The sequence below is a fragment of the Bacillus sp. FSL K6-1338 genome, assembly GCF_038006965.1.
Taxonomy (GTDB): domain Bacteria; phylum Bacillota; class Bacilli; order Bacillales; family Bacillaceae_G; genus Bacillus_A; species Bacillus_A thuringiensis_S.
The window spans coordinates 4,433,858-4,460,404 of the sequence record NZ_JBBOWI010000001.1; the positions used below are offsets into that span (position 1 = coordinate 4,433,858).

The window sequence follows — 26,547 nt, forward strand, 5'->3', positions numbered from 1 at the left end:
GTAAAAGCCCGATTGGTGAGGGCTGATAATCAGTGGGGGATGAACCACTCCACTGATTAAAGTTTCACTTTATAGTTTATCCTAAAATATTCTCGATATCCCTCTTTATTTTCACTTAAAGATATTCAAATGCAGCTTTTATAAATTTTTTCATAATAAAAAGCACATCCATTTTGATGCGCTTTTCACATATATTTTAGTAAAATATGAATCATTTTTTTGAAGCAAAAACTCCCACTCCTCTCTCCCCATACTATCGTTATGACTTAGTTGCCATAATAATTGAACGAGGATAGAACTCCAACTTTTCATAAAACGATACAGCTTCATTTCCATACACTACTGTTAATTCAATTTCATCTATCTTCTTCGCTTTAAACCATTCCACTGCACTATTCATTAATTTTAAGCCAAATCCGTTTCTTCGGTATTTTTCATCAACGAATAAAACTTCAATCTTTCCGCTTACACTTTTACTATACGCTATACAAAACCCTAATATATCATCTGTTTCCGCCTCAACTAATAATTCAATTCTATATTCTCCGTAATTTGAATTCTGTTTATAATTTTCAATACGTTCCTCAAATGTCATTCTTGGATAATCACCAGAAAAATGTTTTGATTTATTATTATGATATTCATGTAATTTATTTAAAGGTTCTCTTATTATTTCTATTTCACCGAGAGTGATATATTTATTACTAATTTTCATCCTACAGCATCTCCAATAATATATATTACAACAAAAAAGAAGATCATTTTACGGTTATAAAATAACAATCTATTATTTCATCGCTTCCTTCACAACATCTTGAATCATAACAACTTCTGTTTTCATATCAATAGACGGTGCTTCTTCATCGATACATTCATACCAAAATGCTAAGTGCTTTTTATCAATTTCATGATGCGAATTTTCGACAAAAATACCACCTTCTCCTTGCACAGAATACCAATATAAGTACTCTTCTCCATCTCTTATTTCCCGGAAAATTGTCTCAACGTACATTTTTTCGTCGTTTAATGTCAAAAGCACTTCTTTCAAATTGTCATTAAGAAGCTGCATCCATTCATCTACTCGATGACTCTTACCAGGCTTAACTTTAAATCTTGTTAATTCTACATTCATTTTTATTCCCCCGTTTTCTTACGTACAAACAAACTATATTCTATTGGATGATAAAAACTTAATTTACTAGCTAATTTTCGCGAAGGAATATTGTCTACATAACAATCCCAGCTCGGTATAATGTCATTTTGCATGCAATGTTCAATGAACCTTGTCGCAACAGCTTGAGCTAATCCTTTCCCTTGATGCGCTTCATGTGTTGCAATATCTATTTCAGCAAAACCATTCCCGTTAAATATTGAGACACATTCAGCTACAATTATCCCATCTTGTTCTATACAAAATCCAAAACCACTGTTCAAAAACGTTTCTTTTGATCCCCAATACTCTTTGTAGTACTCCTCTTTAAATTCACTGCTGCGCTCTATATCTCTTCTATCAATACGCTTCACTTCATATGTATTTTTGTTAAAATCTCGTTGACTCTCTTCAAAGGCTACGCTTTGAAATTTCATTCGCGGGATGTTCCGAAGTACATTACTAAAACGCTCTTCTATCATCATTTCCCACTCTTCACTCGAAGTGAACAGTGTAAATCTCTTCTCTGTTTTTTCAATAGCCGTTTTTAAATATGAAAATAACTCTTCGTTATAATTTTGATCATCCGTATCACCAAATAAATAATAGATACCATTAGCTGTAATAATTAATCCTGCTGTTAATTGCCCGTTTATAAAAACCTCACCATCTATCATTTGATCACATACCGCATAAGCAAACGTCGTCGTTCTTGTATTACCTTCTAAAACCGGAAGAACTTTTCTATAATCGGCTACAGATAATTTTTTCATAATTGCTCCACTTTAATCGTATCAGCCTCTATATGTTCAAAACAAAGATTTACCGTTCTCTTTAATGCTCTTGTTCTATGAATCGTACATGCTGGAATTAAAATAGAATTATTTGGCTTTAAAACCGCTGTTTCTCCATCTTCAAAATCAATAAGTAATTCTCGCTCTAGCACAATAAATAATTCATCCGAATTAGAATGATAGTGCCAATCATATTCACCAGTAAATACAGCGATTCGTAAACAATGACTGTTTATATTTGAAACGACGAAGTTTTTATGTTGATCTTGAATGTCTTTTGTTAATTCTATTAAGTTCACAGTTTCCATATTTCATCCCATCCTTTCGTTAGTCGTTCTTCTGAAAAATTAACTTAATCTCCACCATCACTTGAGCTACTACAATCACTGCTATTGTAGTGACCGAATCCACTTGATGAGCTTGAAGCGTATGAAGATTTTTTGCTTCTTTTTCTATCTTTTTTACTTTCATGACTAGGCCATACTGTAGCAAAGAGTATAACGAATAAGGCTAATTCTATTACAACAAGTATAAATTCTAGAATGCTCTCAATAATATTGGGAGTTATCCCAAAACTGTAAAACACTCCAAATGAATACATACACAAAATTACATACAGAGCCATACAAATATACCGGAATGTTTTTTCTATCATAATGACTACTTTTTGTGAAAAAGGTATGTTCTGTTCCTGTTTTTTCTTTATGTACTTTTGTCTTTTAGCTTGCTTTTGCTTCCTTTTTTTACTCCCCATTGAATCCCCTCTTTTATTATATAATTCTAAATTATCATAATAAAAATCGATTTACACCAATAAATAACAATTATTCACATGTTATTTCCCCATATAAAAAAGACCCTCCTTATGAAAAGGAAGGTCTCAATTGTATTTCTATTATGATAAAGCAGGAGCTTTTTCAAGTAACTCTTTCGCATCAGCGTATTGTAAGCCGTGAGCTTCTGCAACTGCTTCGAATGTTACATATCCATCTAATGTGTTAATACCTTTTAATAATGCAGAGTTGCCTAGGCAAGCATCTTTATAGCCTTTGTTAGCAATTTGTACTGCATATGGTACTGTTACGTTGGTTAATGCAAGAGTTGACGTACGTGGAACCGCACCTGGCATATTAGCAACTGCATAATGAACAACGCCATGTTTTTCGTAAGTTGGGTTGTCATGAGTTGTAATACGATCAGTTGTTTCGAAAATACCACCTTGGTCAATCGCAATATCTACAACGACAGAACCTGGTTCCATTGATTGAATCATTTCTTCAGTTACAAGTTTTGGCGCTTTTGCACCTGGAATTAATACTGCTCCAATAACAAGGTCAGATTCTTTAACAGCTTCTGCAATGTTGTATGGATTAGACATTAATGTTTTTACTTGGTTACCGAAAATATCATCTAATTGACGAAGACGTTCTGCACTTAAGTCAATGATTGTTACATCTGCACCTAAACCTACTGCAATCTTAGCTGCATTTGTACCAGCTTGACCACCGCCGATGATTGTTACTTTGCCGCGTTTTACCCCTGGAACGCCTGCAAGTAAAATACCTTTACCGCCTTTGTTTTTCTCAAGGAATTGTGCACCGATTTGTGCAGACATACGACCAGCTACTTCACTCATAGGTGCAAGTAATGGTAAAGAACGATTGTCTAATTGTACTGTTTCGTATGCAATTGATGCAACTTTGTTATCGATTAATGCTTTCGTTAATTCTGGTTCTGGAGCTAAGTGTAAGTATGTGAATAAAATTAAACCTTCACGGAAATAGCCGTATTCACTTGCTACTGGCTCTTTTACCTTCATAACCATATCTTGATTCCATGCTTCTTCAGCAGTTTCTACAAGTTTCGCACCAGCTTGTACGTATTCTTCATCCGTAAAACCAGATCCTAAACCTGCTCCTTTTTGAACAAAAACTTCATGACCATTTTGTACTAAATGTACTGCTCCCGCTGGCGTCATTGCCACACGGTTTTCATTGTTTTTAATTTCTGTTGGAATACCGATACGCATGATTAGTTCCCCCTTGAGTTATGAAATGACCCCTGAATCATTTTTTAAAGCGCTTTCTACGCTCTTATATTTTAACATAATATCTCAATATTTGACAAAAAAATAATACAAGTTTTCCGATAGATTTAATTTTATATTAAAAGACAGTATTATCCGCACCTCTCAGCACAATGGATAAACTGTCCAATTATTTGAAACTTCATCTTATTTTATTCTATCGATGTCTATGAATAACATCCACTGCACCAGTCACTTCAATAATTGTACCGGTAATCATATCGGAATCGTCCTCACATAAAAACGAAATGGTTCTTGCAATATCTTCACCTGTTCCAGATCTACCAATCGGTGTGTTATGCTCTTTTAGCTGACGTGCTTCTTGAATAGTTGCCTCTTTCATATCGCCAATAATATCACCAGGACATACCATGTTCGCAGTAATACCATACTCCGCTTCTTCATAAGCAACTGTTTTCGTTAATGAAACAAGTCCTACTTTGGCCGCTGCAAAAGCTGAACGATAAATCCATCCCGGTGCACTATCCGCCCCTTGAAATCCGTAATTAATAATACGGCCAAAGCTCTGTTTTCTCATGACCGGAACGACAAGTTTTAATAAATGAAATACCGCTGTTAAATTTCCCTGAATCATTTCATTCCATTCATCTTCTTCATAATCAACTAACTTTTTTCGTTCAAATACATATGGACCAGCATTATTAATTAAGAAATCAATTTTGCCAAAACGGCTTATCGCTTCTTCTACTATTTTATGTAAATCTTCCTTTTTCGTGACATCCGCTTGCACGAATTGTAGACGCTCTTCCATATTTTTATATGTTTCTTTCAACTTTTCCATAGCCGTGATATCGCTATGATACGTTACTGTTACTGAATATCCTTTAGCCAATAACTTTTCTGTTACTTGCTTTCCTAAACCTTTCGTACCGGCTGTAATGAGCGCGTGTCTCACAAACATGCCTCCTTTTAAATTGCTATACTTCATATGTAACAAGTTCTCGCTCCAATTACAACTAAAATGAATTGAAACAGAGTTTTCAAAATTCTGTAACGTTTCTGGCAAGCACGTTACCAAAATTTGTTTTATAATTAAGTTGTAAACAGTTATAAAACAGATTGGGAGGAATTTACTATGAATAATACATATACAAATATTTTAATCGCGGTGGATGGTTCTAAAGAAGCAGAAAAAGCCTTTAAAAAAGCAATTCAAGTCGCAAAGCGCAACAATGCAACATTAACAATCGCTCATATCGTTGATGTAAAAGCGTACTCAGCAGTAGAGGCTTATAGCCGTGCAATTGCTGAACGTGCAAATCTATTTGCAGAAGACTTATTAGAAGACTACAAAAAAACTGCGCTTGAAGCTGGTCTTGAAAAAATTGAAACTGTATTAGAATTTGGTAACCCTAAATCTAAAATTTCAAAAGAAATCGCTCCAAACCATAAAGTAGATTTAATTATGTGTGGTGCGACTGGTTTAAATGCTGTTGAACGCTTCCTAATCGGTAGCGTCTCTGAACATATTATTCGCTATGCGAAATGCGATGTCCTTGTTGTTCGTGGTGATGAGGAGCAAGGTGATCTTTAATTTATAGATAAAACACCAAGTCCACATGGGCTTGGTGTTTTTCATTTCACATATTTCACTATAAATACAAGACAAGCCACAATAACAACAGTAATTGCTAATACATAGGAAGGAAGAAACTTCAAAGACCATAATGCCATCATAATCGTCGCAACTGTTAAATACGTTTGCTTTGCATCTTCTGTCATTTTTTTACGAAGTAAGAAGACGGACAAATAGCCAATTGGCGGCGTAATGAAGCAAAGAACATATATGATTTTTGATTTTAAATACCATTTTTGTTCTCCAAGTTTCTTTATATCCCCTTCTATTCTCTTATGATCTTGTTCTCTCGCTTCTTCTACAAGCGGATTTTCCTCTTCTCCTCGCTTTTCTTTCATATAAGGAAGAAAGTGCATAAAAAAATAGTATGCGAATACGAACGCTCCAAATCCAATATTTAATCTTTCTAATGGAATATGCTCACTAAAAAAAGCTGCAGTAAGCACTAAAGACAAACAGTACGTCATCATCCAAAATGAACGTTTTCTCTTTTTCCGTTCCATTTCTTTTTTATCTTGTACATGTTTTCTTTTCGAAAGCCATATTGAAATACAGCAATCTACTAGAAATAGAGAAAAAATAAATATCGCAACGTGTACTGTTTCTACATTTCCAAATGAAAATACGTTTGGGAATGCAACATACAATACAATTAGCGTGTACAAAATTAGCCCTATAAAATAAAGTGAAACTTTAATCAGTGGGGGGTTTTGTTCATCCCCCACTGATTATTAGTTGAACCAATCGGGCTTTTACGGGCAGTTGATCCCCACCTAACTTCTTTGCTCTCGCTAAATTTTGAGGTGGGGGTCTTACTGCCCGTTAGTGCGGGATAAATACGTCTCATTTTTCATCCCTTTCTTATTTCCTAACATTACGTTAACATACATTTTTTAGAAATAGACGGACAAAATATATATGTGTAAAAAAGGAGGATGCTATATGGATGATTCTGAACGCATTATTTTAGACGTGAACGGCAAAGAAATTGAAATGCTAGATAAGATTCGCACTCATTTTAAAGAAAAACATGGCGTTGAACTAAGTAATGGTGCATTACTTCGTGATTTGATGGATATTGAGTATATTCGAATTACAGAAGATCGACATAAGTATGATTAAAAGAAAAACGACTGCAGGCGAATGCCATCAGTCGTTTTTTTATTTAAGCTCTTGATGCTTCCCGCCCATACCACCTGGCTCATTACTATCTTGGTGTACAGTTAGTTTATTTGTTTTCTCATCTTTTAAAACTCTATATGTATATGATTCATTTGGTTCATCTTTAAACTGCACATTCATACCGTATGAACCAATTTTGCTATAAAAGGCTGGTTTTATGTATGCAATATCACTTTCTTTATATCCTTTATCTTGCAAATGCCACATCGTTGCGATAATCGCTTCTTCTCGCTTTTCTTTTTCACCAACATACATATATTTGTCCAAAAGAAACACTTTAGTATTTGCAATTAAGCTAATTAACAGTACAATGATAAACACTATTTTTTTCATAGACTTCCCCTAAATTGTTATTTTTTACTACATTGTAACTTAAATGCTAGTAAAAAATAAAGTACGCCAGACTTTACTAGACTGGCGTACTTCCCAACTCAATTCTTAATAACTTCTTTCGTTAACCCCTTCGCCTTCTCCAAAGCGTTTTTGATTTGTTCAAACCCTGTCCCACCAGCACTATTACGACGCTTTACAGCCGCATATGGTGAAAGAACTTCATACAAATCTTCTTCAAATAAAGAGCTCATTTCTTGATATGTTTCAAGCGGGACATCTAATAAATAAATTCCTTTTTGTGTGCAATGTAGCACTAACTTCCCAACAATTTCATGAGCTTGACGGAATGGTAGTCCTTTGTTTGCTAAGTAGTCGGCAATTTCTGTTGCGTTGGAGAAATCTTGCGTCACAGCTTGCCCCATTTTTTCTTTGTTTACAGTCATCGTTTCAAGCATGCCCGCCATAATATGAAGGCATCCTTCTACTGTTTTGACTGTATCAAACATTCCTTCTTTATCTTCTTGTAAGTCTTTATTGTAAGCGAGTGGTAATCCTTTCATTACTGTAAGTAAACTGAATAAATTACCGTATACTCTGCCTGTTTTACCACGGATTAGTTCCGCCATATCCGGATTTTTCTTTTGCGGCATAATGCTGCTTCCTGTCGCGTATTGATCGCTCATTTCAATAAATTGAAACTCTTGGCTACTCCATAAAATAAGTTCTTCACAAAAGCGTGATAAGTGCATCATAAGCATAGATGAGTTACTTAAAAACTCCAGTATGAAATCACGATCACTTACTGCATCTAAACTATTTTCATAGATTCCATTAAACCCAAGAAGTTCCGCACTATATTCTCGGTCGATCGGGAATGTCGTCCCAGCTAGCGCTCCTGCTCCTAATGGGGAGATATTAATACGCTTTAATGAATCTTCATAACGATTCACATCACGCTCTAACATCCAAAAGTAAGCAAGAATATGATGAGCAAATGAAATCGGCTGGGCACGCTGCAAGTGCGTATAGCCCGGCATAATAGTTTCAATATTATTTTCTGCTTGGTGAACAAGAACAATTTGCAATTGTTTTGTAGCCTTTATAATATGTTCTACCTTTTCTTTTAAATACAAATGCATATCTGTCGCCACTTGATCGTTACGACTTCGGCCTGTATGAAGTTTCCCTCCTACTTCACCGATTTTTTCAATTAACATCTTTTCAATATTTAAATGAATATCTTCAGCTTCAATCGAAAAATGTAATTTATTTTGTTTCGCTTCTTCTAATAAATATTGAAGACCTATCTTTATTTTCTCTGCCTCTTCTTTCGTAACGATGCCTTGCTTTGCTAGCATCGTTACGTGTGCAATACTCCCTTTTATATCTTGATTTACTAATTGTTGATCGAAGGAGATGGATGCTCCAAACTCTTCAACCCACGCTTCCGCTTCTTCCGTAAAACGTCCGCCCCAAAGTTTGCTCACGCTTCCACCTTCTTTTGATTCACTTGGCTGTATACTTTCGTCGGTAAACCAAATAATGAAATAAATCCAACTGCTGCATCATGATTAAATTCATCTTGAGCAGTATATGTTGCTAATTTTTCATCGTATAAAGAGTATTCAGATTTACGTCCTTCTACAATCGCATGACCTTTAAATAATTTTACACGCACTGTACCTGTTACATTCTTTTGCGTTTCTTGTAAAAATGCATGAAGCGCTTGTTTTAAAGGAGAGAACCATAAACCGTTATAAATAAGTTCTGTTATTTTCTGTTCAATCACTGGTTTAAAATGTGCTACTTCTTTTACGTGTGTTAAATCTTCCAACTCTTTATGTGCAGTGATTAACGTCATTGCTGCTGGACATTCGTATACTTCACGAGATTTAATACCGACAAGACGATTTTCTACGTGATCGATACGTCCAACGCCATGTTTTCCAGCAAGTGCATTTAACGTTTTAATTAATTCTGCAAGTGAATATGCAGTACCATTCAAAGTCGTCGGTACACCTGCTTCAAATCCGATTTCTACAAACTCTGGTTTATTCGGTGTATCTTCTAATGCTAATGTCATCTCATATGCCTCTTCTGGTGGTGCTGCCCATGGATCTTCTAAAATTCCACATTCATTGCTGCGTCCCCATAAGTTTTGATCGATTGAAAACGGGCTATCTAAATGAATCGGAATTGGTACATCGTTTTCTTTTGCATATGCAATTTCTTCTTCACGTGACCACTTCCATTCACGTACAGGCGCAATCACTTCTAAGTAAGGATTTAATGCTTGGATAGAAACTTCAAAACGAACTTGGTCATTTCCCTTTCCTGTACATCCATGTGCAACTGCAGTTGCACCTTCTTGTTCTGCGATTTCTACTAATTTCTTCGCAATAAGCGGACGAGATAATGCAGAGACAAGAGGGTATTTCCCTTCGTATAATGTGTGTGCTTGCATCGCCATCAATGCATATTCATTCGCAAATTCTTCTTGGACATCCACCATATATGATTTAATTGCACCAACTGAAAGTGCCTTTTCTTTCACAAACCCTAAGTCTTTTCCTTCCCCTAAATCTAAACAAAGTGCGATAACATCATAATTCTTCTCTTGTAACCATTTAATTGCAACGGAAGTATCAAGACCTCCGGAATATGCTAATACAACTTTTTTCTTCTCCATTTTGCATCCCCCTAAAGAATAAATATTCATTTTCTTTTATATTAATTCAAACTTTAACACCTTTTACAAAATGTATCAAGAGTCATTTTCAAATTTTTTCAAACAATTTCGTCGAACTTCTTTCTGTTTTTCTGTACAATATAAGCAGGAAAACGGGGGTGAACTTATGGAAAAGTATTTCTTATACGATAATCATCTAGGAATTGAAATTCCGCATTTACAAGAAGATTGGGAAGATATCCCCGAAAAAATGCAGCATGCTATTTTACTAAAATGGGAACAAATTCGCGGGAAAATTCCTGATCGTATAAAAGAACTTGAGCACTATATTAATACAAAACAACATCATTTAAATAACGAAGAAGACTTCGAAGTTTCTTGTAAACTAAATTCAGAAATTGCCGATCTTGCTTCCATCATTAATGACCTTTGGCTTTGGTATCGACTCACTCAAAATGTATCTGAGGGGAAAGCACACCAATGAAAAAAGCATGCCCCTCAATTACTTTGGGTCATGCTTTTTTGTCGTAACATGATTTACAATATATCTCTTGTGCTGTTTTCGCCAAACACACATCAAATGGACCAACTAATATACTTCTTTCTTTCGGCAACTTTACAAAAGCAACAAGTTCTTCTTCATATTGAATTTTTTTCTGACATGAAACGCATATTAATTCTTTTCTTTTGAACATGTCTTTTAGCATATCTTCACTCTCCCCTTCATCTATCTATATTAATATACTCTCATAATAGTTAAGAGTTGTAAAAAAATGACACATTTCGAATCGAATGATTCATATACTATGTACAAAAGGAGGTCTAAAGCTTATGCGTGCTTTCGTTATTATCGCTTTAACTTTTTTAAGTGTAATTAGTTGGGATGCGTTTTTTAAAGATAAAAGTGATGAAAAGAACACAACGGAATAAAACCCTTTTTTTCTTGCTTATTGGACAAACCGTTACAAACTGTCCAATCCTCTGAAATAACTTAGGCTTTGCTACAAAAATATTTAAACATAACATTTTTTGTAGATTCCCTCCGTTTATTGTCGGTTTCCATCCGCATACATTTTTTAAAAGTATGATATAATAGTATAAATCTTGAAGGAAGGGATTTTGATATCATGATCGCTCGAAGGAGCATGTGGCATCGTATTGACGAATCATACACGTAGCGTATTTTTCAGCTCAGATACTTTAGTCTAGCGAAAAAAATACGAGAGTGGGGAAATTATGATTGCCCGAAGGATAATTTGGCAAAAAAAAGACTCTTCTTACACATAGCGTTTTGTTTAGGACTTAATTGTTACTAACTAAACAAAACAAAGAAGAGCAGGATTGCTAAATGACGAATCCTACTCCACGTTTTGTTTAGTCGTTTTAAGACTTAAACTAAAACGAAGGTAGGGAGAATTGATGGACGAGAGGATTATTCGTTATTTCTTCAGCGACATATAGCGTAGTTAGTTTTTTCGTAAACTAACTGAAAGCTACATGTGAGCTCGTAGTTAGTTTACAACACAAAAAGGACTACTAACTACGGAAAGAAGGAATAACGATGAGGAACATCCAAAGTCGGCAAATTATTAAAGAAATTTTTATGGTTTTAATCGGTTCATTTATTTTAGCAGCAGCGCTATATCACATTCACTTCCAAAACCACTTAACAGAAGGTGGCTTTGTAGGAATTGCACTATTCATTCAAAACTTTTATGATATTTCACCATCTATTTCAACTGTATTAATGGATATCCCAATTATTTTACTGTGTGCTTCATTTTTGGGTAGAAAAATGGTTGGCTATTCATTCTTAGGTTCTATTTCATTCGGATTATTTTATTCCTTAATGGAAAATTATTCTCCATTTACGGTAGATTTATCAAATAATTTATTTATAGCTGCAATAGTTGGCGGTGCGTTAGCTGGTATTGGACTCGGTTTTATATTGCGATTTGGCGGTGCAACCGGTGGAGACGATATTTTAACAATTGTATTAAGTAAACGAACTCGTTTTACAATTGGGCAAATTTTCTTCGTCTTTGACGCGATTGTTCTTGCGCTTTCATTATATTATTTAAATTGGACAGAAATTGCTTTTACTATTCTTTCGATTGCCGTACAGGCAAAAACATTGGATTTAATTTATTATCCAAAAACAGAAAAAACAGCAGAAAAGCAGCCAGTATCTGTTCCAATGTCCAAAAAACATGCAACAAATTAAAAAAGCGAAAGGCTTCGGCCTCTCGCTTTTTTTATGCTCTTTTTTCTTTCTCGACTATATGGCGCACTTGATAAAATCTATTTGCAAATTCAGTAACGTTTCTTGTTAAACGATAGTTCACTGTAGATCCAATTGCCATTCCAATTACCGGAATACCTTGGAATAATTTACGACGAAGAGCATAAATCGAAAATGTCTTCAAAATTTGTTTTAACACAACTTCAGTAGAAGCTGTTTGCAACACTGCTTCGTCTCCTTCATAAAAGAACGAATCTTCTTGCTCCAGCTCTTGCAATAAATTGTACCATGCGTATTGCTGAAGTCTTCCTGGTAGTAATGACGCATGAAACACCTTTAACGCAAGCATCATTTCATAAGGCTTGTTCACATCATGCCCAAATGATGTTGCAATAAGTTGGACTGCCTTCACATTTAACGCGATCATAACCGGAAAATCTGCCGTTAATAATAATAAACCTCCAGCACCTGTCGCCCCGCCTTGCACAAACGAATATAGACGATGACGTGCTGTTTGCTGCTCTGCTATGTATGTTAACTGATCAATAGATAATGCTTTCAAATCTTCAAGCTGTTCAATCGATTCATCAAATAATCTCGATGTTCCTAAAATCCGATTACGTGCATCTAACTGTGCTTGTGAACTTTGAATAAATGCATGCAAATGAAAGAGCCATCCATCTGCTTTCGTGAAGAATTCTTTTCGCTTTTTCTCAGGTAATTTCGCAACTGTAGTATGTAACCATTTATCAAACACTTTTTGAAAATCGGTCGCTTCTTGCTCAACTAATTGCGCTTCCCATTCTTTTATATTGTCTAAAATGGCTTGTTCTCGCTTCGATCGCATCGTAACAACCACCTCGTTCGATTTTTTTCTATTGTAACATATTTCTGCTTATTCTTTACAAATATGCTTGTATATCTCTTTTTATATACCCTTTATGAGTGACATAAAATAATAGCAAAAAGGATGAGATGCTTCACATGAATCTATCCAATCTAAAACAAAATTATAACGCAGAATTCAGCTTAGGAAAAAACTGCTGGCCTACTTGGGCATTATATCAATTAGAATTATCACCATTTTTTGGCGTTATTGATTTTATGCTAAGTCCTTCATTAGCGAAAGTAAATTTATTATTCCAAAATCGATTTGACCGCTTTTTAAATTAAGAAAATTTATCCTTCATCTCATTTTGGGATGATGATGCAAAATTAAGATGAAGGGGCAACCTTTATGAAATTGACTCCTGTCATGACTTTAAAACAGATGTAAACACACCAACTACTTGGCCTTCTTATACAGAAATTAAGTTAAACTACGAACATCGAACTAATCGTTTTCTAACTACAATTGAAACGGCAGAATCCATATTATTTATTCGAACTGGAGGAACATACGAAGAAGCATGTTCCCTAGAACAAATTTCATCTCAAATAATTACACATACATTCTCTGTCCTGTTACTAATTCCTGCCGATATACCAACTATCACTCAAGAAGATTGGGGATTACAACATACTTGCGTTATGAAATGCCCGATTATGGATGTATACCAATACAATGAAGCATTTTGGAAAGACTTATTTGATGGAATTACAGTTAGACCGCACACTTAAATACAGAATACTTTTATCACACCATACATTATAATCTTCCTTATACAAAACAAATAAGGAGTGATTCTATTATGTATCCACGTGCAAAAGCTTTCGGTCTTGCTGTACATCAAGATCGCCTTCTCGTACAAGAATATTATACAGAAGGCGAAACATATTATCGTCCTCTTGGCGGTTCCATTGAACTTGGTGAAAAATCAGCACATACTGTTATTCGGGAGTTTAAAGAAGAGCTTCATACGGAGATAGAAATCACCAATTATTTAGGTTGCTTAGAAAATGTCTTTCATCTAGATGGGGGCATTGGTCATGAAATCATTCAACTATATTCTTTGCGTTTATTAGACACCTCACTATATGAAATGGAAATATTAAATATACAAGATGAGCAAGCAGTAACGTATGCGAAATGGATTCCTATTAAGGCATTCATTCAGAAAGAAAAAATATTATATCCGGATGGTGTTTTAAAATACATCCAAAAGAAAAAAGACGAAATCCTATAGGATCTCGTCTTTCTTTTTATATATTAACCAATATCTCCAAGACGTAGTACGTCACGAGCAATCATAACTTCTTCGTCAGTTGGAATTACGATAATTTTTACTGGAGAGTGTGGGAAGCTGATGAATGCTTCTTCACCGAATACGTTATTACGTTTTACATCGAAGTATACGCCCATGTACTCAAGGCCTTCTAATACGCGCTCACGAATAATCGCACTGTTTTCACCTACACCAGCTGTAAAGATGATTGCGTCTACACCTTTCATACGAGCTGTGTAAGAACCGATGTATTTGTGGATACGGCTTACGAATACATCAAGTGCTACTTTCGCACGGTGGTCGCCTTCTTCTTCTTTCGCAATGATGTCACGTAGGTCACTAGAGTAACCAGTAAGACCTAACATACCACTCTTCTTGTTTAATACGTTAACTACTTCTTCTACTGTTTGGCCTGTTTTTTCCATGATGTATGGAATTAACGCAGGGTCAAGGTTACCAGAACGTGTACCCATTGTTACACCAGCAAGTGGAGTGAAGCCCATAGAAGTATCGATAGATTTACCGCCTTCTACTGCTGCGATACTTGCACCGTTACCTAAGTGACAAGAAAGTAAGCTTAAGCTTTCAATTGGACGACCTAATAATTCAGCCGCACGCTCAGTTACATATTTATGAGAAGTTCCGTGGAAACCGTATTTACGGATGCCGAATTTTTCATAGTACTCATATGGTAAGCTGTATAGGAATGCAGATTCCGGCATTGTTTGGTGGAATGCTGTATCGAATACTGCTACTGCTGGTACGTTTGGTAATACTTCTCGGAATGCTTTAATACCAACAACGTTTGCTGGGTTATGAAGTGGTGCTAAATCGCTTAATTCTTCGATATCAGCTAATACTTCATCAGTAATTAAAACAGAGTCAGCAAATTTTTCGCCGCCGTGAACAACACGGTGACCGATACCGCCAATCTCATCTAGAGATTTAACGATTCCGTTTTCAGTTAATTTTTTAAGAAGCATATTAACTGCTACTGCGTGATCTGGGATGTTTGTAATTTCTTTTTGTTTTTCGCCATCTACAGTAATAGTGAAGATACTATCTTCTAAACCGATACGTTCTACTAAACCTTTTGTTAATACTGTTTCACTTGGCATTTCAAATAATTGGAATTTTAAGGAAGAGCTTCCTGCGTTAATCGCGATGATTTTTGACATCTAGTCTTTCGCCCCTTTTTCTCTTGGTAGTTGTGTGGATGTTTCCACAAACCGCTCGATTTTATCTAATCAAATTTACTAAATATGAAAACGTTTCATCATTAGCAAATTTTATACTCACGATTTTAATTTAAACATCGTCCGACATATATTTCAAGTGAAAAAATTGTAACACCAAGAAAAAATATATATTACAGATTTCAAAAAAATTCAGTTAAATCTAGTATATATTTAAAAATATGACATATTATATAAAACTGTACTACATGAATCACTAACTCTGTTACATATACCCAGCTTTATTTATGTGTTGCAAACCAAGTATTTAATTGATCCATAATGTTCTCCATCGCCTTCATGTTAGAGAATTTAGGCAACTCCACTAATAACGCCTGTTTTGGCATTGTTACATTAGAGCCTTTCTTTTGGAGAACAAATATACTTTTTGCATTTTTCTCGTTTTTAAACATGGAAACAGGAAGCTGTAATAACCCTTGAATAAAGCATGTTTCTTTAATAAATGCATGTAATTTTGGTGCCTGATCACTTTCAAAAATGAAGTTTGGTACTAAGAAGAATAAGTACCCGCCCTCTTTCGTATGTTTCACACTTTGTTCAATAAATAAGTGATGAGCATACGACATTCCTTCATCTGCTTTTAATTTATATTCACTGGCACCGATTTCGTTTGGATAGTAACCAATCGGTAAGTCTGAAACGACTGCATCAACTGGATCGATATAAAGTGGTGCTAGTCCATCTTGATGGAAGAATTCGATTGCATGCTTCTGTAAATTTGCATTTACTAAAGCAAGTTTAATTAGCACTTCATCCACTTCTACACCAAATCCACTCATTGTTAGTCCTTCTTTGGCGCTATTAAACACTGTAGTCATTAAATTTCCTGTTCCAATTGCAGGATCTAAAACTGTAATTTCGTTTTGACCTTGCATAAATTTATGGAATAAGTAACTCATGAACATCCCAACTGCATCAGGCGTCATTTCATGATTCGCTTGTACGCCTTCTTTCATTCCTTTTAAGATGGCTAACTGAAATGCTTTACGAATTTCTTCACCTTTATATGTTTCTTCATTAAACGTACTATATTCACGATTCAGCCTTTCAATTGCTGATTCGGATAATTCCTCTTGTAAAATCGCTCCCTCAAACAAGTTATCACCTGTTTCTACAAGCGCCTCTAAATATGTCACATCTAATTCTTTACGTAAAACTACCGCAGAAGAATCAAAAATAGAAAATAATGTTTCCACTGTCTGACTCACGTACATTCCTCCTTCTCTCTTTTACACATAACTTATATCATACCACAAAGTGATTTTTTCCAAAAAGAAAAAGCGACCTCCTGTAAAGAGCTCCCTCTCAAGTTATATATGATATAACGTTTTTTCTCATATATCGGCACCGTTACGTAGCGATATATGAGAAAAAACGACCTCTTTATAAGAGGTCATTTCCTTCACATTACTTTGCAGATTTAGCTGCTTCTAATGCTGCTTCATAGTTTGGATGGCTTGTACCTTCGCCTACGTATTCTACGTAAACTACTTTGTCATTGCTATCTACTACGAATACTGCACGAGCAAGTAAACGAAGTTCTTTCATTACTAAGCCGTAAGCTTCACCGAATGAAAGGTCACGGTGGTCAGAAAGTGTTACAACATTTTCTAAACCGTTTGCTGCACACCAGCGTTTTTGAGCGAATGGTAAATCAGCGCTAATTGTTAATACTTTTGCGTTTTCAATACCTGCTGCATCTTGGTTAAAACGACGTGTTTGTGCATCACACACACCTGTGTCGATTGAAGGTACAACACTAATTAATTTTACTTCGCCTTTGTATGTTTCTAAACTTACTGGAGATAAGTCGTTTGCTAATACTTGGAAGTTTGGCGCTTGATCGCCAACTTTAACTTCTGTTCCAACTAAAGTCATTGGATTACCTTTAAAAGTTACGTTTGCCACTTGAAAATCCTCCCTTATTTAAACAAAATATGTACAATGTAAATGATAGTTTGTCCCTATCGATAATGCAAATAAAATCGCTTTATTTACAAAAAAATAAAAGAAGCTAACCTATTGATTAGCTTCTTTATTCGTTAAATTTGAAATTCAGGATCATCTTCTTTTCGTTTATCCATCATTTCTTTCACTTTATCAACAGCTTGTGGCGCTAATTCAATTATTTTATCGATGACGTGTGTTTGTTTATCTAAGTGCAATACTTTCACACCATCTCCATTTATAACAAGAAAGGCAACAGGATTAATAGAAACTCCTCCACCACTTCCCCCGCCAAATGGATGACGGCCTGAATGTTCTACTCTACCAAATTCACTTCCACCAGCAGCAAATCCGAAACTTACTTTCGAAACAGTAAGAATTACACTTCCATCTGCCGCTTTAATTGGGTCACCAACAATTGTATTTACATCAGTCATTTGTTTTAAATGCTGCATTGCTGTTGTCATTAAACCTTGAATTGGATGGTCCATTCTATATCCCCCCTATGCTTGAACAGATTTTTCTGTCATACCAGATTTTTGCTGCCTCATAAATATGAGCAATTTCATCGCTGTTTTTATAGTGCGGAATATACGAAAAGATGCTGTTAACTCGCATCTTGATGCAAATCCCTTCCCTTGAAAAACAGGAGTAATTTCAAATTCTGGTACATCGACAATATGCATATATTGTCCGACAACTCCAGCAGCCATACCTTTTGTCCCCCATGCATATCCAGTGACAATTCCAGTACTAGCTGCGTCGCCTGCTCCAATTTGCGTATGCCATTTCCAACCATTGATTTTCACTCGTTTGAGAAAATCTTTAACGATAGTATGAACTTTTTGAAGCCTTTTTATCAGTTCCCCAATACTGTCAAGTTGCGCCATAATTTTATTATCTAGTCCGCCGTCCTCTTCAGCTTTTTCGATTTTCTGTCCTGTCTTTTTCTGCTGTTTTTCAATTCTTTCCAACACATCAAATGTATATCGAATCATCCATATTTTCACTTGAAATAAACATTGCTTTTCCATTTCTGAATATAAAAATGTCACCTTAAGCGATATTTTCGACAATAGTATAAGCAAAATAAAAAGGAGAAGAATTATTATTCCAATTACGAGCCACTTCATACGTATCATCCTTTCACTCCATACCCATTATCGACAAGTTTATTCATCGTTAAACAGAGTTTTATAAGATTGAATATAAAAATTTTTCTAAAAATAAAAAGGTATTTTGACAATTTATATCGAAATATATTATTTGAACATATCATCAGGGAACGGACTCTAATGATATGCAGCACGAAAAACAGAAAATTTAACTGCAGTGGAGGGATACATAATGGCAGATCGTCGCAATTTATTTTTCTTTTATGGTGATGACAAAGCAACGCTCGTTGAAAAAATGAAACCAATCTATCGTATTTTAGAAGAGAATGGATTTACCATATTAGATCATCCAAAAAATGCAAACGCTATCGTCAGTGTTGGAGATGATGCAACCTTCTTACAAGCCGTTCGTAAAACTGGTTTTAGAGAAGATTGCTTATACGCAGGGATTTCTACGAAAGATGAAACTTCGTTCTACTGCGATTTTCACATTGATCACATTGATACAGCCCTTCAAGAAATTACAAAAAATGAAATTGAAGTGCGCAAATATCCAACAATTCAGGTAGATGTAGATCATGGTACATCTTTCTATTGTTTAAATGAGTTCTCATTACGTTCTAGCATTATTAAAACATTCGTTGTAGATGTTCACGTTGATGATTTATACTTCGAAACATTTAGAGGGGACGGTTTAGTAGTTTCTACCCCAACAGGAAGTACAGCTTACAATAAATCATTGCATGGTGCAGTTGTTGACCCACTTATTCCATGTTTCCAAGTAAGCGAACTAGCATCTTTAAACAACAACACTTACCGTACGCTCGGTTCACCGTTCATTTTAAATCACGAACGTATATTAACTTTAAAACTAAGACCAGACGGTAACGATTATCCTGTTATCGGCATGGATAACGAAGCGCTTAGCATTAAACAAGTGGAAAAAGCTGTTGTACGCTTAAGCGATAAACAAATTAAAACAGTTAAATTAAAAAACAACTCTTTCTGGGAAAAAGTACAAAGAACGTTTTTATAGAATTAAAATAACCGCAGAATTATGGAATTCCATAATTCTGCGGTTGTTTATTTCTCTAACTATTAGTTGCTATTTTTGTCGGTAAGTCGATATATTTCAATAATCGCTCATATATTTTTACATACCTTTTCTATAGACAACTTGGCCATCTATTACGGTCATTTCTGCTTGTACTTCTTTCATTTCTTCTGCCTCAATTTCAAAAATATTACGGTCTAATATCGTAAAGTCTGCTTCATATCCTTTTATAATTTGCCCTCGCTTCGCTTCTTTTCCGATTGCATAGGCACTTCCTGTTGTAAATAGAGAAACAGCCTCATATACCGTTAATCTTTCCTCAGGCATATAGCATACATCGTCAATAAAACTTCTACGTGTAACAGCGCTATATATGCCTAAAAATGGATTCACTTGTTCAATTGGTGCGTCAGACCCACCGTTGCAGCGTAATCCTGCTTCCAGTAACGTCTTCCAAGCGTATGCATAACGAAGACGACGCTCGCCTAGTTTTTCAATGACTGACGGGAAATCTGAGGAAAGAAAGACCGGCTGTATATCGATAATAGCCGACAAGTTTTTCATTCTTTCAATCAACTCTTCACGAGCAAGCTGACAATGAATAATACGGTCACGTAACCCTTTTGCTGGTGGATATAATTCGAGTGCATTAATGACATATTCAAGCGATAAGTCACCGATAGTATGAATCGCAACTGGCATATGTAAGTCTCGTGCTTTCTTCACTAATTCTGCAAGTTCTTCACGTGAGAAAATTGCAACCCCATTCGTTTCCTTCGCATCTTCATACGGTTCACTTAATAATGCTGTTCTTCCGCCAAAAGAACCGTCAGAAAAAATTTTCATTGCCCCAAATTCAATATAATGTTCATTTTCATATTCTTTTCGTTCTTGTGCTACTTCATGATGAACGAGCAAATGTGCTTTAAATGGCATTTCTTTTATAACGTGAGAAAACGCATTATGCGTTTTTCTAAAGCCACCATAGTAATTTAAATCTTCCGTATGCCCGCCAACAAGTCCATATTGCCAACAATCTTTAATCGCTGTTTGCAGAGCTCTTTGTAAATAAGCTTCATCAATTTCTGGCTGAACGTGTTTAATTAATTCTTGCCCTTGTTCATATAAAAGTCCTGTTAACTTATTTGATGAATCCCTGCCAATTTTCCCGCCTTTTGGATTTTGCGTCGCTTCTGTTATGTTCGCTTCTTGCAATATGTATGAATTCACCCATGTAACGTGACGACAAACTCGCTTTAATAAAATGGGATGTTCTTTCGAAATTTCATCTAAATCACGCGCATGAACATCTTTCGTATCTGTAAAGTTATTTTCATTCCATCCTTCTCCAATAACCCAAGATCCCTTTGGTGCTTCTTCCACTCGCTTCTGAACAAGAGTAAGCATTTCACCATAAGATGTACAATTTGATAAATCTAGACGGAGTAATCTCTCCCCATGCCCAATAAGATGCATATGGCTATCAACGAGACCCGGAATCATTGTTTTTCCTTTTAGGTCCTGCAACTTAACGTTTGAATATCTACTTTCTAATTCTTCCTTACTCCCAGCATCAACGATTATGCCATTTTCAACATAAATAGCTTCTACTTTTTCATTCTTTTCTCGCATTGTGTAAATGGTGCCGCCATACCAAATTTCTCTCATATATCCCATCTCCTTTATTTTATTGTATAAAAAAAAGCACCATTTCAAAACATGGTGCTTTTCTAAAAATTACTTTTGTTCAGTAGTAGACGTTGTAACTTGCCATTCAATATTAAATTTATCTTTTACTTGTCCGTATGCTGGGCTCCAGAATGTTTCTTGAAGTGGCATGATAACCTCTCCACCTTCTTGTAACTTATCGAATACTTCTTTTGCTTTTTCTGCATTACTAATTTGAATTGCGATTGTTACTTGAGATCCGATTGCATGCCCTTGACCTGGGAATGTATCAGAAATCATAAGATCCGTATTACCAACTTTTAAAGTAGCGTGTAAAACGCGCTCTTTCGCTTCAGCTGGAATCGGGTATTCTGGATTTTCAGGCATGTCACCAAAAGTTTGCATGACTTCTACTTTTGCATCTAAAACCTCTTTATAAAACTGTACAGCTTCTTGCCCACTACCATCTAAAACTAAGTACGGATTAATACCTAAAATCATACGGACACCTCTTTTTTAAGTTTATAAAATCGAACTTGTGTTCGTTTTTATATTATCATTGTTTTGCATTTCATTCAACTATTTACTTCACTGTTTTCAAAATTATTTTGACGGAATCTCCATCTCTTGTTTTCTAAGTTCAATACGGCGAATTTTTCCAGAAATCGTTTTTGGTAGTTCATCTACAAATTCAATTTTGCGAGGGTATTTATATGGTGCAGTGAGTTCTTTGACGTGTTGTTGGAGTGTTGGAATTAATGTTTCTTCGTTCTTTTCTATATTCTCTCTTAATACGATAAATGCCTTCACGACACTTCCGCGAATTTCATCAGGACTTGCGACAACCGCACATTCTCTTACGTAAGGATGTTTTACAAGCGCATCCTCTACTTCAAACGGCCCGATTGTATAACCAGAGCTAATAATGATATCATCACCACGCCCTTCAAACCAGAAGTAGCCATCTTCATCTTTCTTCGCTTTATCACCTGTAATATAATAATCACCGCGGAATTGCATCGCTGTACGCTCATCGTCTTTATAATATTGTTTAAAGAGTGCCGGCGTTTCAATGTGAACTGCAATATCACCAACTTCGCCTACTTTAACTGGAATACCTTCCTCATTTACGATATCGACGTGGTTACCTGGCGTTGGTTTCCCCATTGATCCTGGTCTAATATCCATCCCTTTCATTACACCAACAAGTAGTGTATTTTCCGTTTGCCCATAGCCGTCTCTTACTGTAATATCAAAGTGCTTTTGGAACGTTCCAATAACTTCTCTATTTAACGGCTCACCTGCGGATACAGCGCTATGTAACGCCTCTAAATTGTACTGGCTTAAATCTTCTACCTTTGCCATTAATCTATACTCAGTCGGTGTACAACAAAGCACATTCACCTTATTATCGTCTAATAAATTTAAATACGTTTTCGGTTCAAACTTGCCGTTGTACACAAATCCTGTTGCCCCTGAACCGAGAGTTGCTAAAAACGGGCTCCAAATCCACTTTTGCCACCCTGGACTAGCCGTTGCCCATACAACATCATTCTCTTCAATTCCGAGCCAATTCGGGGCGCTTGTACGTAAATGAGCGTATGCCCACGCGTGAGTATGAACGACACCTTTCGGGTTTCCTGTCGTCCCTGACGTGTAAGATAAAAAGACCATATCTTCTTTATCTGTTTTCGCCATTTCTAACATGTCACTTTCTGTTTCTAATGCTGTTTTTAAATTGATCCATCCGTCTACTGACTGCTCGCTCAGGACGAATTTTTGAAGAGATTCCATTGCTTCTATATCATCAAACTGTCCAATGTACGGCTCATAGCTTACTATCGCTTTTACTTCGCCATGTCCAATTCGATATTCGATATCTTTTTTACGCAACATTTCCGAACTTGGAATTACGACAAATCCTGCTTTAATCGCAGCGATATACGTCATGTACGCTTCAATTAAACGCGGCATCATAATAAGGAGCTTGTCCCCTTTTTGTAAGCCACTTTTTATAAAAGCGTTTCCAATTTTATTTGCACCTTGCATTAATTCAAAATATGTAACTTCTCGTCTATTCCCTTTATCATCTTGCCAAATTAAAGCAAGCTTCTCTTTATCGTCTGTATATTTCTCTATTTCTGAAACTAAATTATAAGATGGTGGTGCCAACAATTCCTCTCTCTTCATAAACATCCTCCTTTTTCTTTATGCCTCCCTTATATAATAAAGAATTTTCAGTAAATTTTGAACCCTCTTCTTTTGACAATTTTTTTATGCTTTTGTCGAAATGAATTTATACTAATATGAACAACAAAAAGAAAGAGCGAGAGAACCCGCTCTTTCTAAGCCATCATATGGGATTATTTTTGGTAACCGCCTAATTGTTGCTCAGCTAGTGAAACTAGACGTTTAGTGATTTCACCACCAACAGAACCGTTAGCGCGAGCTGTTGCATCAGCTCCAAGTTGAACACCAAACTCTTGAGCGATTTCGTATTTCATTTGGTCTAATGCTGATTCAGCACCAGGAACCGCTAATTTATTTGTGCTACGTGACATGTTGTATCACCTCCTTGTGAGTATAGAGTGTGATAAACAACATGACTTCATACACGTTTTAGATATGGTAATTTATGGTTTTAGAAAAGTTCTTCAAATTTTTCTTCTTCCGCCACTACTTCAACCGTTTGTAATACCATTGTTTCTTTGTTCGCTACAGCTTCTTCGATTAACGGTGTGAAATCGTATTTCGCTTCAAATCGATTTGCTTTTTCACGCTTCGGCTTCGTCGCCGGGCTAGCTGGTGTGAATACTGTACAGCAATCTTCGTATGGACGAATTGAAATATCATACGTGCCGATTTCTTCAGCAATTTTAATAATTTCTAATTTATCCATCGTAATAAGCGGACGAATAACTGGGTAGTTTGTTACTTCGTTAATCGTATGCATGCTATCTAATGTTTGGCTTGCTACTTGTCCAAGACTTTCACCAGTCGTAATTGCAAGTGCGTTACGCTCCTCAGCAATCTGCTCTGTAATACGCATCATCATACGGCGCATAACCGTCATTGAATAGCTAGATGGGATTTCTTTATTAATCGTTTTTTGCACTTCTGTAAACGGAACAAGGTGCAGCGTTACACGTTTACAGTATTTCGTTAACCCTTGTGCTAAATCGATTACTTTTTGTTTTGCACGCTCACTTGTGAAAGGTGGGCTATGGAAGTGAACTGCTTCCACAGATACGCCGCGTTTCATCGTTAAGTACGCTGCTACCGGGCTATCAATACCACCAGAAAGAAGTACCATTACTTTTCCACCAACGCCAACTGGTAAACCGCCAGCTCCCATGTGCTCACCACACATAATATAACTATAACCACTGCGAATTTCTATACGTACATTCACATCTGGATTATGAACATCTACTGTTATATCCTCTGTATTTTCTAAAATGTGCCCACCGATTTCTGGAAGTAACTCCATCGTCTTCATTGGGAAGCGCTTATCAGAACGATGCACTGTAATTTTAAATGTTTTCACATCATCTTTTACTTGTAAGAAAGCTGCTAATGCACCTTTTTTAATGTCTTCTAATTCTGATGGTACTTTCATCGCTAAGTTAAACTTATGAATACCAAATACGTCTTTCAACCTTTCAGAGATTGCCTCATGATCTTCACCGTTTAACTGGATGTACATACGGTCATGCGTTGCATCAATTTTAATGTTTGGGAACTTTTTCAGTTTGAACTTCACGTTATCTTTTAATGTGCTTACAAATTTAGAACGGTTCTTACCTTTTGTCGTCATTTCTCCGTAACGCACTAAAATATATTCATATGTCATCATATTTCTTTACCTCATCACTTCATATAATTTTGGCATTGTCTCTTTTACAATACCTTCAAATTGTTTTACTTCTTCCATCGTGTTATCTGGTGCCAAACTAATACGAATAGCGCTTGCAGCTGCTGCATGCGGCACTCCCATCGACACTAACACTCTGCTTACTTCATTTGCTTTTGAAGAACAAGCTGATTTCGTTGACACATATACACCGTGTTCTTCTAAAGCATGAACGACTACTTCTGGTTTTAAACCAACAAATGATACATTTAAAATGTGCGGTGCTGCATATGCAAGCGATGTATTAATCGTCACATCTTCCATCTCTTTAAAGAAGCTGACAAGCTCCGCTTGTAAACCTTGCAAATGAGCTACCTTTTCTTTCACTTGTTCCATTGTCATGCGAAGTGCTTTCACCATCGCTACAATGCCAGGTAAATTCTCTGTACCAGAGCGATACTTAAGCTCTTGTTGACCACCTGATAAAATCGGATCTAATCTTACGCCATCACGTATATAAAGAAGACCCGTTCCTTTTACACTGTGGAATTTATGTCCAGATATTGAGCAAAGATCAATATGAGAAGCATATAAATCAAGCGGTACTTTTCCTATCCCTTGTACATGATCTACATGGAATCTTATTTTCGGATGATTCGATAATAACGTTCCAATTTCAGCAACGGGCTGAATTGCTCCAGTTTCGTTGTTCACATGAATAATTGATACAAGAATCGTATCTTCACGAAGTGCTCGTTTTACATTCTCTACCGATACAACACCATGCTCGTTAACCGGTAAATATGTTACATCAAATCCGAGTTCTTCTAATTGCTTATATGCCTCAAACACAGACGCGTGTTCAATATTTGTTGTAATGATATGTTTGCCGCGCGAACGATTCCTCATCGCTATCCCTTTAATCGCAAGGTTGTTCCCTTCCGTTCCACCTGATGTGAAAATAATTTCAGAAGGTTTAACGTGAAGAAGCTGCGCTGCAATCGTTCTTGATTGTGTTAATAGACGCTCTGCCTCTCCTCCAAGCGAATGAATAGAAGAAGGATTACCAAAATATTTCCCAGCAACCGTCACGTACGATTGAAGAGCTTCTGGATATGGCTTCGTCGTCGCACTATTATCAAAATAGATCATCGTTCTTCCCCTTTCAGCGCTATCACATCATATAATCATATCATAAATACGTGTCATTACGCTAAGACTACGCAAAGGTTCCGTTTTATCCCGATTAGTGAATAATAATAATTAGTGAGATACCCCCACTGATTACAGTTTCACTTTACCCCGCATTAACGGGCAGTAAGACTCTCACCTCAAAGTTCAACTAGAGCAAAGAAGTTAGGTAGGAGATCAACTGCCCGTAAATGCCCGATTGGTTCAACTAGTAATCAGTGGAGG

At 36.0% G+C, this 26,547-nt stretch carries 30 protein-coding genes and 1 pseudogene; 7 read left to right on the top strand and 24 right to left on the bottom strand.

Annotated features, from left to right (window positions below):
• Positions 1-259: 259 nt before the first annotated feature.
• The 7 genes from NZ044_RS22705 to NZ044_RS22735 form a co-directional block, all read right to left on the bottom strand.
• The gene (locus NZ044_RS22705; protein ID WP_000703677.1) at positions 260-715 is read right to left on the bottom strand and encodes a GNAT family N-acetyltransferase; all 456 of its coding nucleotides are present in this window, start codon (positions 713-715) and stop codon (positions 260-262) included.
• Between the two features lie 72 nt (positions 716-787).
• Positions 788-1,132, bottom strand: a complete 345-nt coding sequence (locus NZ044_RS22710; protein WP_001100204.1) for a DUF6176 family protein — start codon at positions 1,130-1,132, stop codon at positions 788-790.
• A gap of 2 nt (positions 1,133-1,134) precedes the next feature.
• Positions 1,135-1,923 (bottom strand): GNAT family N-acetyltransferase, encoded by a 789-nt coding sequence (locus NZ044_RS22715; RefSeq protein WP_098505937.1) that lies wholly within the window; start codon positions 1,921-1,923, stop codon positions 1,135-1,137.
• Positions 1,920-2,252 carry a cupin domain-containing protein gene (locus NZ044_RS22720; RefSeq protein WP_098505939.1) on the bottom strand — a complete coding sequence of 111 codons (333 nt, stop codon included), beginning with the start codon at positions 2,250-2,252 and terminating at the stop codon, positions 1,920-1,922. The genes NZ044_RS22715 and NZ044_RS22720 overlap by 4 nt, the downstream gene beginning before the upstream one ends.
• Before the next feature lie 44 nt (positions 2,253-2,296).
• Positions 2,297-2,698 (bottom strand): hypothetical protein, encoded by a 402-nt coding sequence (locus NZ044_RS22725; RefSeq protein ID WP_000534952.1) that lies wholly within the window; start codon positions 2,696-2,698, stop codon positions 2,297-2,299.
• 141 nt (positions 2,699-2,839) lie between these two features.
• Positions 2,840-3,973: an alanine dehydrogenase gene (gene ald, locus NZ044_RS22730; RefSeq protein ID WP_001219401.1), complete on the bottom strand. Its 1,134-nt coding sequence runs from the start codon at positions 3,971-3,973 to the stop codon at positions 2,840-2,842.
• A 214-nt stretch (positions 3,974-4,187) separates the two neighbouring features.
• Positions 4,188-4,979 (bottom strand): SDR family oxidoreductase, encoded by a 792-nt coding sequence (locus NZ044_RS22735; protein ID WP_003280286.1) that lies wholly within the window; start codon positions 4,977-4,979, stop codon positions 4,188-4,190.
• A 147-nt stretch (positions 4,980-5,126) separates the two neighbouring features.
• Here NZ044_RS22735 and NZ044_RS22740 point away from each other — a divergent pair, with 147 nt between their 5' ends.
• Positions 5,127-5,585 (top strand): universal stress protein, encoded by a 459-nt coding sequence (locus NZ044_RS22740; protein WP_001066672.1) that lies wholly within the window; start codon positions 5,127-5,129, stop codon positions 5,583-5,585.
• Positions 5,586-5,626: 41 nt separating this feature from the next.
• Here the strand turns inward: NZ044_RS22740 and NZ044_RS22745 are convergent, their stop codons facing one another.
• Positions 5,627-6,325, bottom strand: a complete 699-nt coding sequence (locus NZ044_RS22745) for a hypothetical protein (protein WP_098505948.1) — start codon at positions 6,323-6,325, stop codon at positions 5,627-5,629.
• Positions 6,326-6,569: 244 nt separating this feature from the next.
• Between NZ044_RS22745 and NZ044_RS22750 the strand changes: the two genes are divergently transcribed.
• Complete coding sequence (locus tag NZ044_RS22750) at positions 6,570-6,749, top strand: hypothetical protein (RefSeq protein WP_000342753.1); 180 nt, start codon at positions 6,570-6,572, stop codon at positions 6,747-6,749.
• 39 nt (positions 6,750-6,788) lie between these two features.
• On the opposite strand, the gene NZ044_RS22755 is transcribed toward NZ044_RS22750, so the two are convergent.
• From NZ044_RS22755 to NZ044_RS22765, 3 genes are all read right to left on the bottom strand, one after another.
• Positions 6,789-7,142, bottom strand: coding sequence for a DUF3139 domain-containing protein (locus NZ044_RS22755; protein WP_063675826.1), 354 nt, complete (start codon positions 7,140-7,142; stop codon positions 6,789-6,791).
• A 98-nt stretch (positions 7,143-7,240) separates the two neighbouring features.
• Positions 7,241-8,629, bottom strand: coding sequence for an argininosuccinate lyase (gene argH / locus NZ044_RS22760; RefSeq protein WP_086403239.1), 1,389 nt, complete (start codon positions 8,627-8,629; stop codon positions 7,241-7,243).
• Positions 8,626-9,831, bottom strand: coding sequence for an argininosuccinate synthase (locus NZ044_RS22765; protein ID WP_000412339.1), 1,206 nt, complete (start codon positions 9,829-9,831; stop codon positions 8,626-8,628). The genes argH and NZ044_RS22765 overlap by 4 nt, the downstream gene beginning before the upstream one ends.
• 166 nt (positions 9,832-9,997) lie before the next feature.
• Between NZ044_RS22765 and NZ044_RS22770 the strand changes: the two genes are divergently transcribed.
• Positions 9,998-10,315, top strand: a complete 318-nt coding sequence (locus NZ044_RS22770; RefSeq protein ID WP_000417222.1) for a hypothetical protein — start codon at positions 9,998-10,000, stop codon at positions 10,313-10,315.
• A gap of 28 nt (positions 10,316-10,343) precedes the next feature.
• On the opposite strand, the gene NZ044_RS22775 is transcribed toward NZ044_RS22770, so the two are convergent.
• Positions 10,344-10,538, bottom strand: a complete 195-nt coding sequence (locus NZ044_RS22775; RefSeq protein ID WP_000910278.1) for a hypothetical protein — start codon at positions 10,536-10,538, stop codon at positions 10,344-10,346.
• An 854-nt stretch (positions 10,539-11,392) separates the two neighbouring features.
• Between NZ044_RS22775 and NZ044_RS22780 the strand changes: the two genes are divergently transcribed.
• Positions 11,393-12,055 (top strand): YitT family protein, encoded by a 663-nt coding sequence (locus NZ044_RS22780; RefSeq protein WP_001244514.1) that lies wholly within the window; start codon positions 11,393-11,395, stop codon positions 12,053-12,055.
• 31 nt (positions 12,056-12,086) lie between these two features.
• Here the strand turns inward: NZ044_RS22780 and NZ044_RS22785 are convergent, their stop codons facing one another.
• The gene (locus NZ044_RS22785; RefSeq protein WP_001256853.1) at positions 12,087-12,920 is read right to left on the bottom strand and encodes an EcsC family protein; all 834 of its coding nucleotides are present in this window, start codon (positions 12,918-12,920) and stop codon (positions 12,087-12,089) included.
• Between the two features lie 137 nt (positions 12,921-13,057).
• On the opposite strand from NZ044_RS22785, the pseudogene NZ044_RS22790 reads away from it, so the two are divergent.
• Positions 13,058-13,693, top strand: a pseudogene (locus NZ044_RS22790) (DUF1796 family putative cysteine peptidase).
• Positions 13,694-13,764: 71 nt separating this feature from the next.
• Positions 13,765-14,199 carry an NUDIX hydrolase gene (locus NZ044_RS22795; protein WP_000283506.1) on the top strand — a complete coding sequence of 145 codons (435 nt, stop codon included), beginning with the start codon at positions 13,765-13,767 and terminating at the stop codon, positions 14,197-14,199.
• 23 nt (positions 14,200-14,222) lie between these two features.
• Here NZ044_RS22795 and ackA read toward each other — a convergent pair whose 3' ends face one another.
• The 5 genes from ackA to NZ044_RS22820 all read right to left on the bottom strand — a co-directional run bounded on the left by ackA (position 14,223) and on the right by NZ044_RS22820 (position 18,583).
• Positions 14,223-15,416, bottom strand: a complete 1,194-nt coding sequence (gene ackA, locus NZ044_RS22800) for an acetate kinase (RefSeq protein ID WP_000034583.1) — start codon at positions 15,414-15,416, stop codon at positions 14,223-14,225.
• 299 nt (positions 15,417-15,715) lie between these two features.
• Positions 15,716-16,702, bottom strand: a complete 987-nt coding sequence (locus NZ044_RS22805; RefSeq protein WP_000084365.1) for a class I SAM-dependent methyltransferase — start codon at positions 16,700-16,702, stop codon at positions 15,716-15,718.
• A 199-nt stretch (positions 16,703-16,901) separates the two neighbouring features.
• On the bottom strand, positions 16,902-17,402 hold the full coding sequence (gene tpx / locus NZ044_RS22810) for a thiol peroxidase (RefSeq protein ID WP_000024527.1): 501 nt from the start codon (positions 17,400-17,402) through the stop codon (positions 16,902-16,904).
• A 134-nt stretch (positions 17,403-17,536) separates the two neighbouring features.
• Positions 17,537-17,932, bottom strand: a complete 396-nt coding sequence (ytfJ, locus tag NZ044_RS22815) for a GerW family sporulation protein (protein WP_000350007.1) — start codon at positions 17,930-17,932, stop codon at positions 17,537-17,539.
• Between the two features lie 12 nt (positions 17,933-17,944).
• On the bottom strand, positions 17,945-18,583 hold the full coding sequence (locus tag NZ044_RS22820) for a DUF2953 domain-containing protein (protein WP_000620652.1): 639 nt from the start codon (positions 18,581-18,583) through the stop codon (positions 17,945-17,947).
• A gap of 205 nt (positions 18,584-18,788) precedes the next feature.
• Here NZ044_RS22820 and NZ044_RS22825 point away from each other — a divergent pair, with 205 nt between their 5' ends.
• Positions 18,789-19,592, top strand: coding sequence for an NAD kinase (locus NZ044_RS22825; protein ID WP_063675830.1), 804 nt, complete (start codon positions 18,789-18,791; stop codon positions 19,590-19,592).
• A gap of 117 nt (positions 19,593-19,709) precedes the next feature.
• On the opposite strand, the gene NZ044_RS22830 is transcribed toward NZ044_RS22825, so the two are convergent.
• From NZ044_RS22830 to NZ044_RS22855, 6 genes are all read right to left on the bottom strand, one after another.
• Positions 19,710-21,278, bottom strand: coding sequence for an amidohydrolase (locus NZ044_RS22830; protein ID WP_063675832.1), 1,569 nt, complete (start codon positions 21,276-21,278; stop codon positions 19,710-19,712).
• 69 nt (positions 21,279-21,347) lie between these two features.
• Positions 21,348-21,779, bottom strand: coding sequence for a VOC family protein (locus NZ044_RS22835; protein ID WP_000600368.1), 432 nt, complete (start codon positions 21,777-21,779; stop codon positions 21,348-21,350).
• 102 nt (positions 21,780-21,881) lie between these two features.
• A complete protein-coding gene (mbcS, locus tag NZ044_RS22840) occupies positions 21,882-23,468 on the bottom strand; it encodes an acyl-CoA synthetase MbcS (protein ID WP_000817728.1) in 1,587 nt (528 codons plus the stop codon).
• Between the two features lie 173 nt (positions 23,469-23,641).
• Positions 23,642-23,839, bottom strand: a complete 198-nt coding sequence (locus tag NZ044_RS22845; RefSeq protein ID WP_000091640.1) for an alpha/beta-type small acid-soluble spore protein — start codon at positions 23,837-23,839, stop codon at positions 23,642-23,644.
• An 80-nt stretch (positions 23,840-23,919) separates the two neighbouring features.
• On the bottom strand, positions 23,920-25,134 hold the full coding sequence (gene thiI, locus NZ044_RS22850) for a tRNA uracil 4-sulfurtransferase ThiI (RefSeq protein ID WP_000989272.1): 1,215 nt from the start codon (positions 25,132-25,134) through the stop codon (positions 23,920-23,922).
• Positions 25,135-25,140: 6 nt separating this feature from the next.
• Positions 25,141-26,283 (bottom strand): cysteine desulfurase family protein, encoded by a 1,143-nt coding sequence (locus NZ044_RS22855; protein ID WP_063675836.1) that lies wholly within the window; start codon positions 26,281-26,283, stop codon positions 25,141-25,143.
• Positions 26,284-26,547 lie beyond the last annotated feature (264 nt).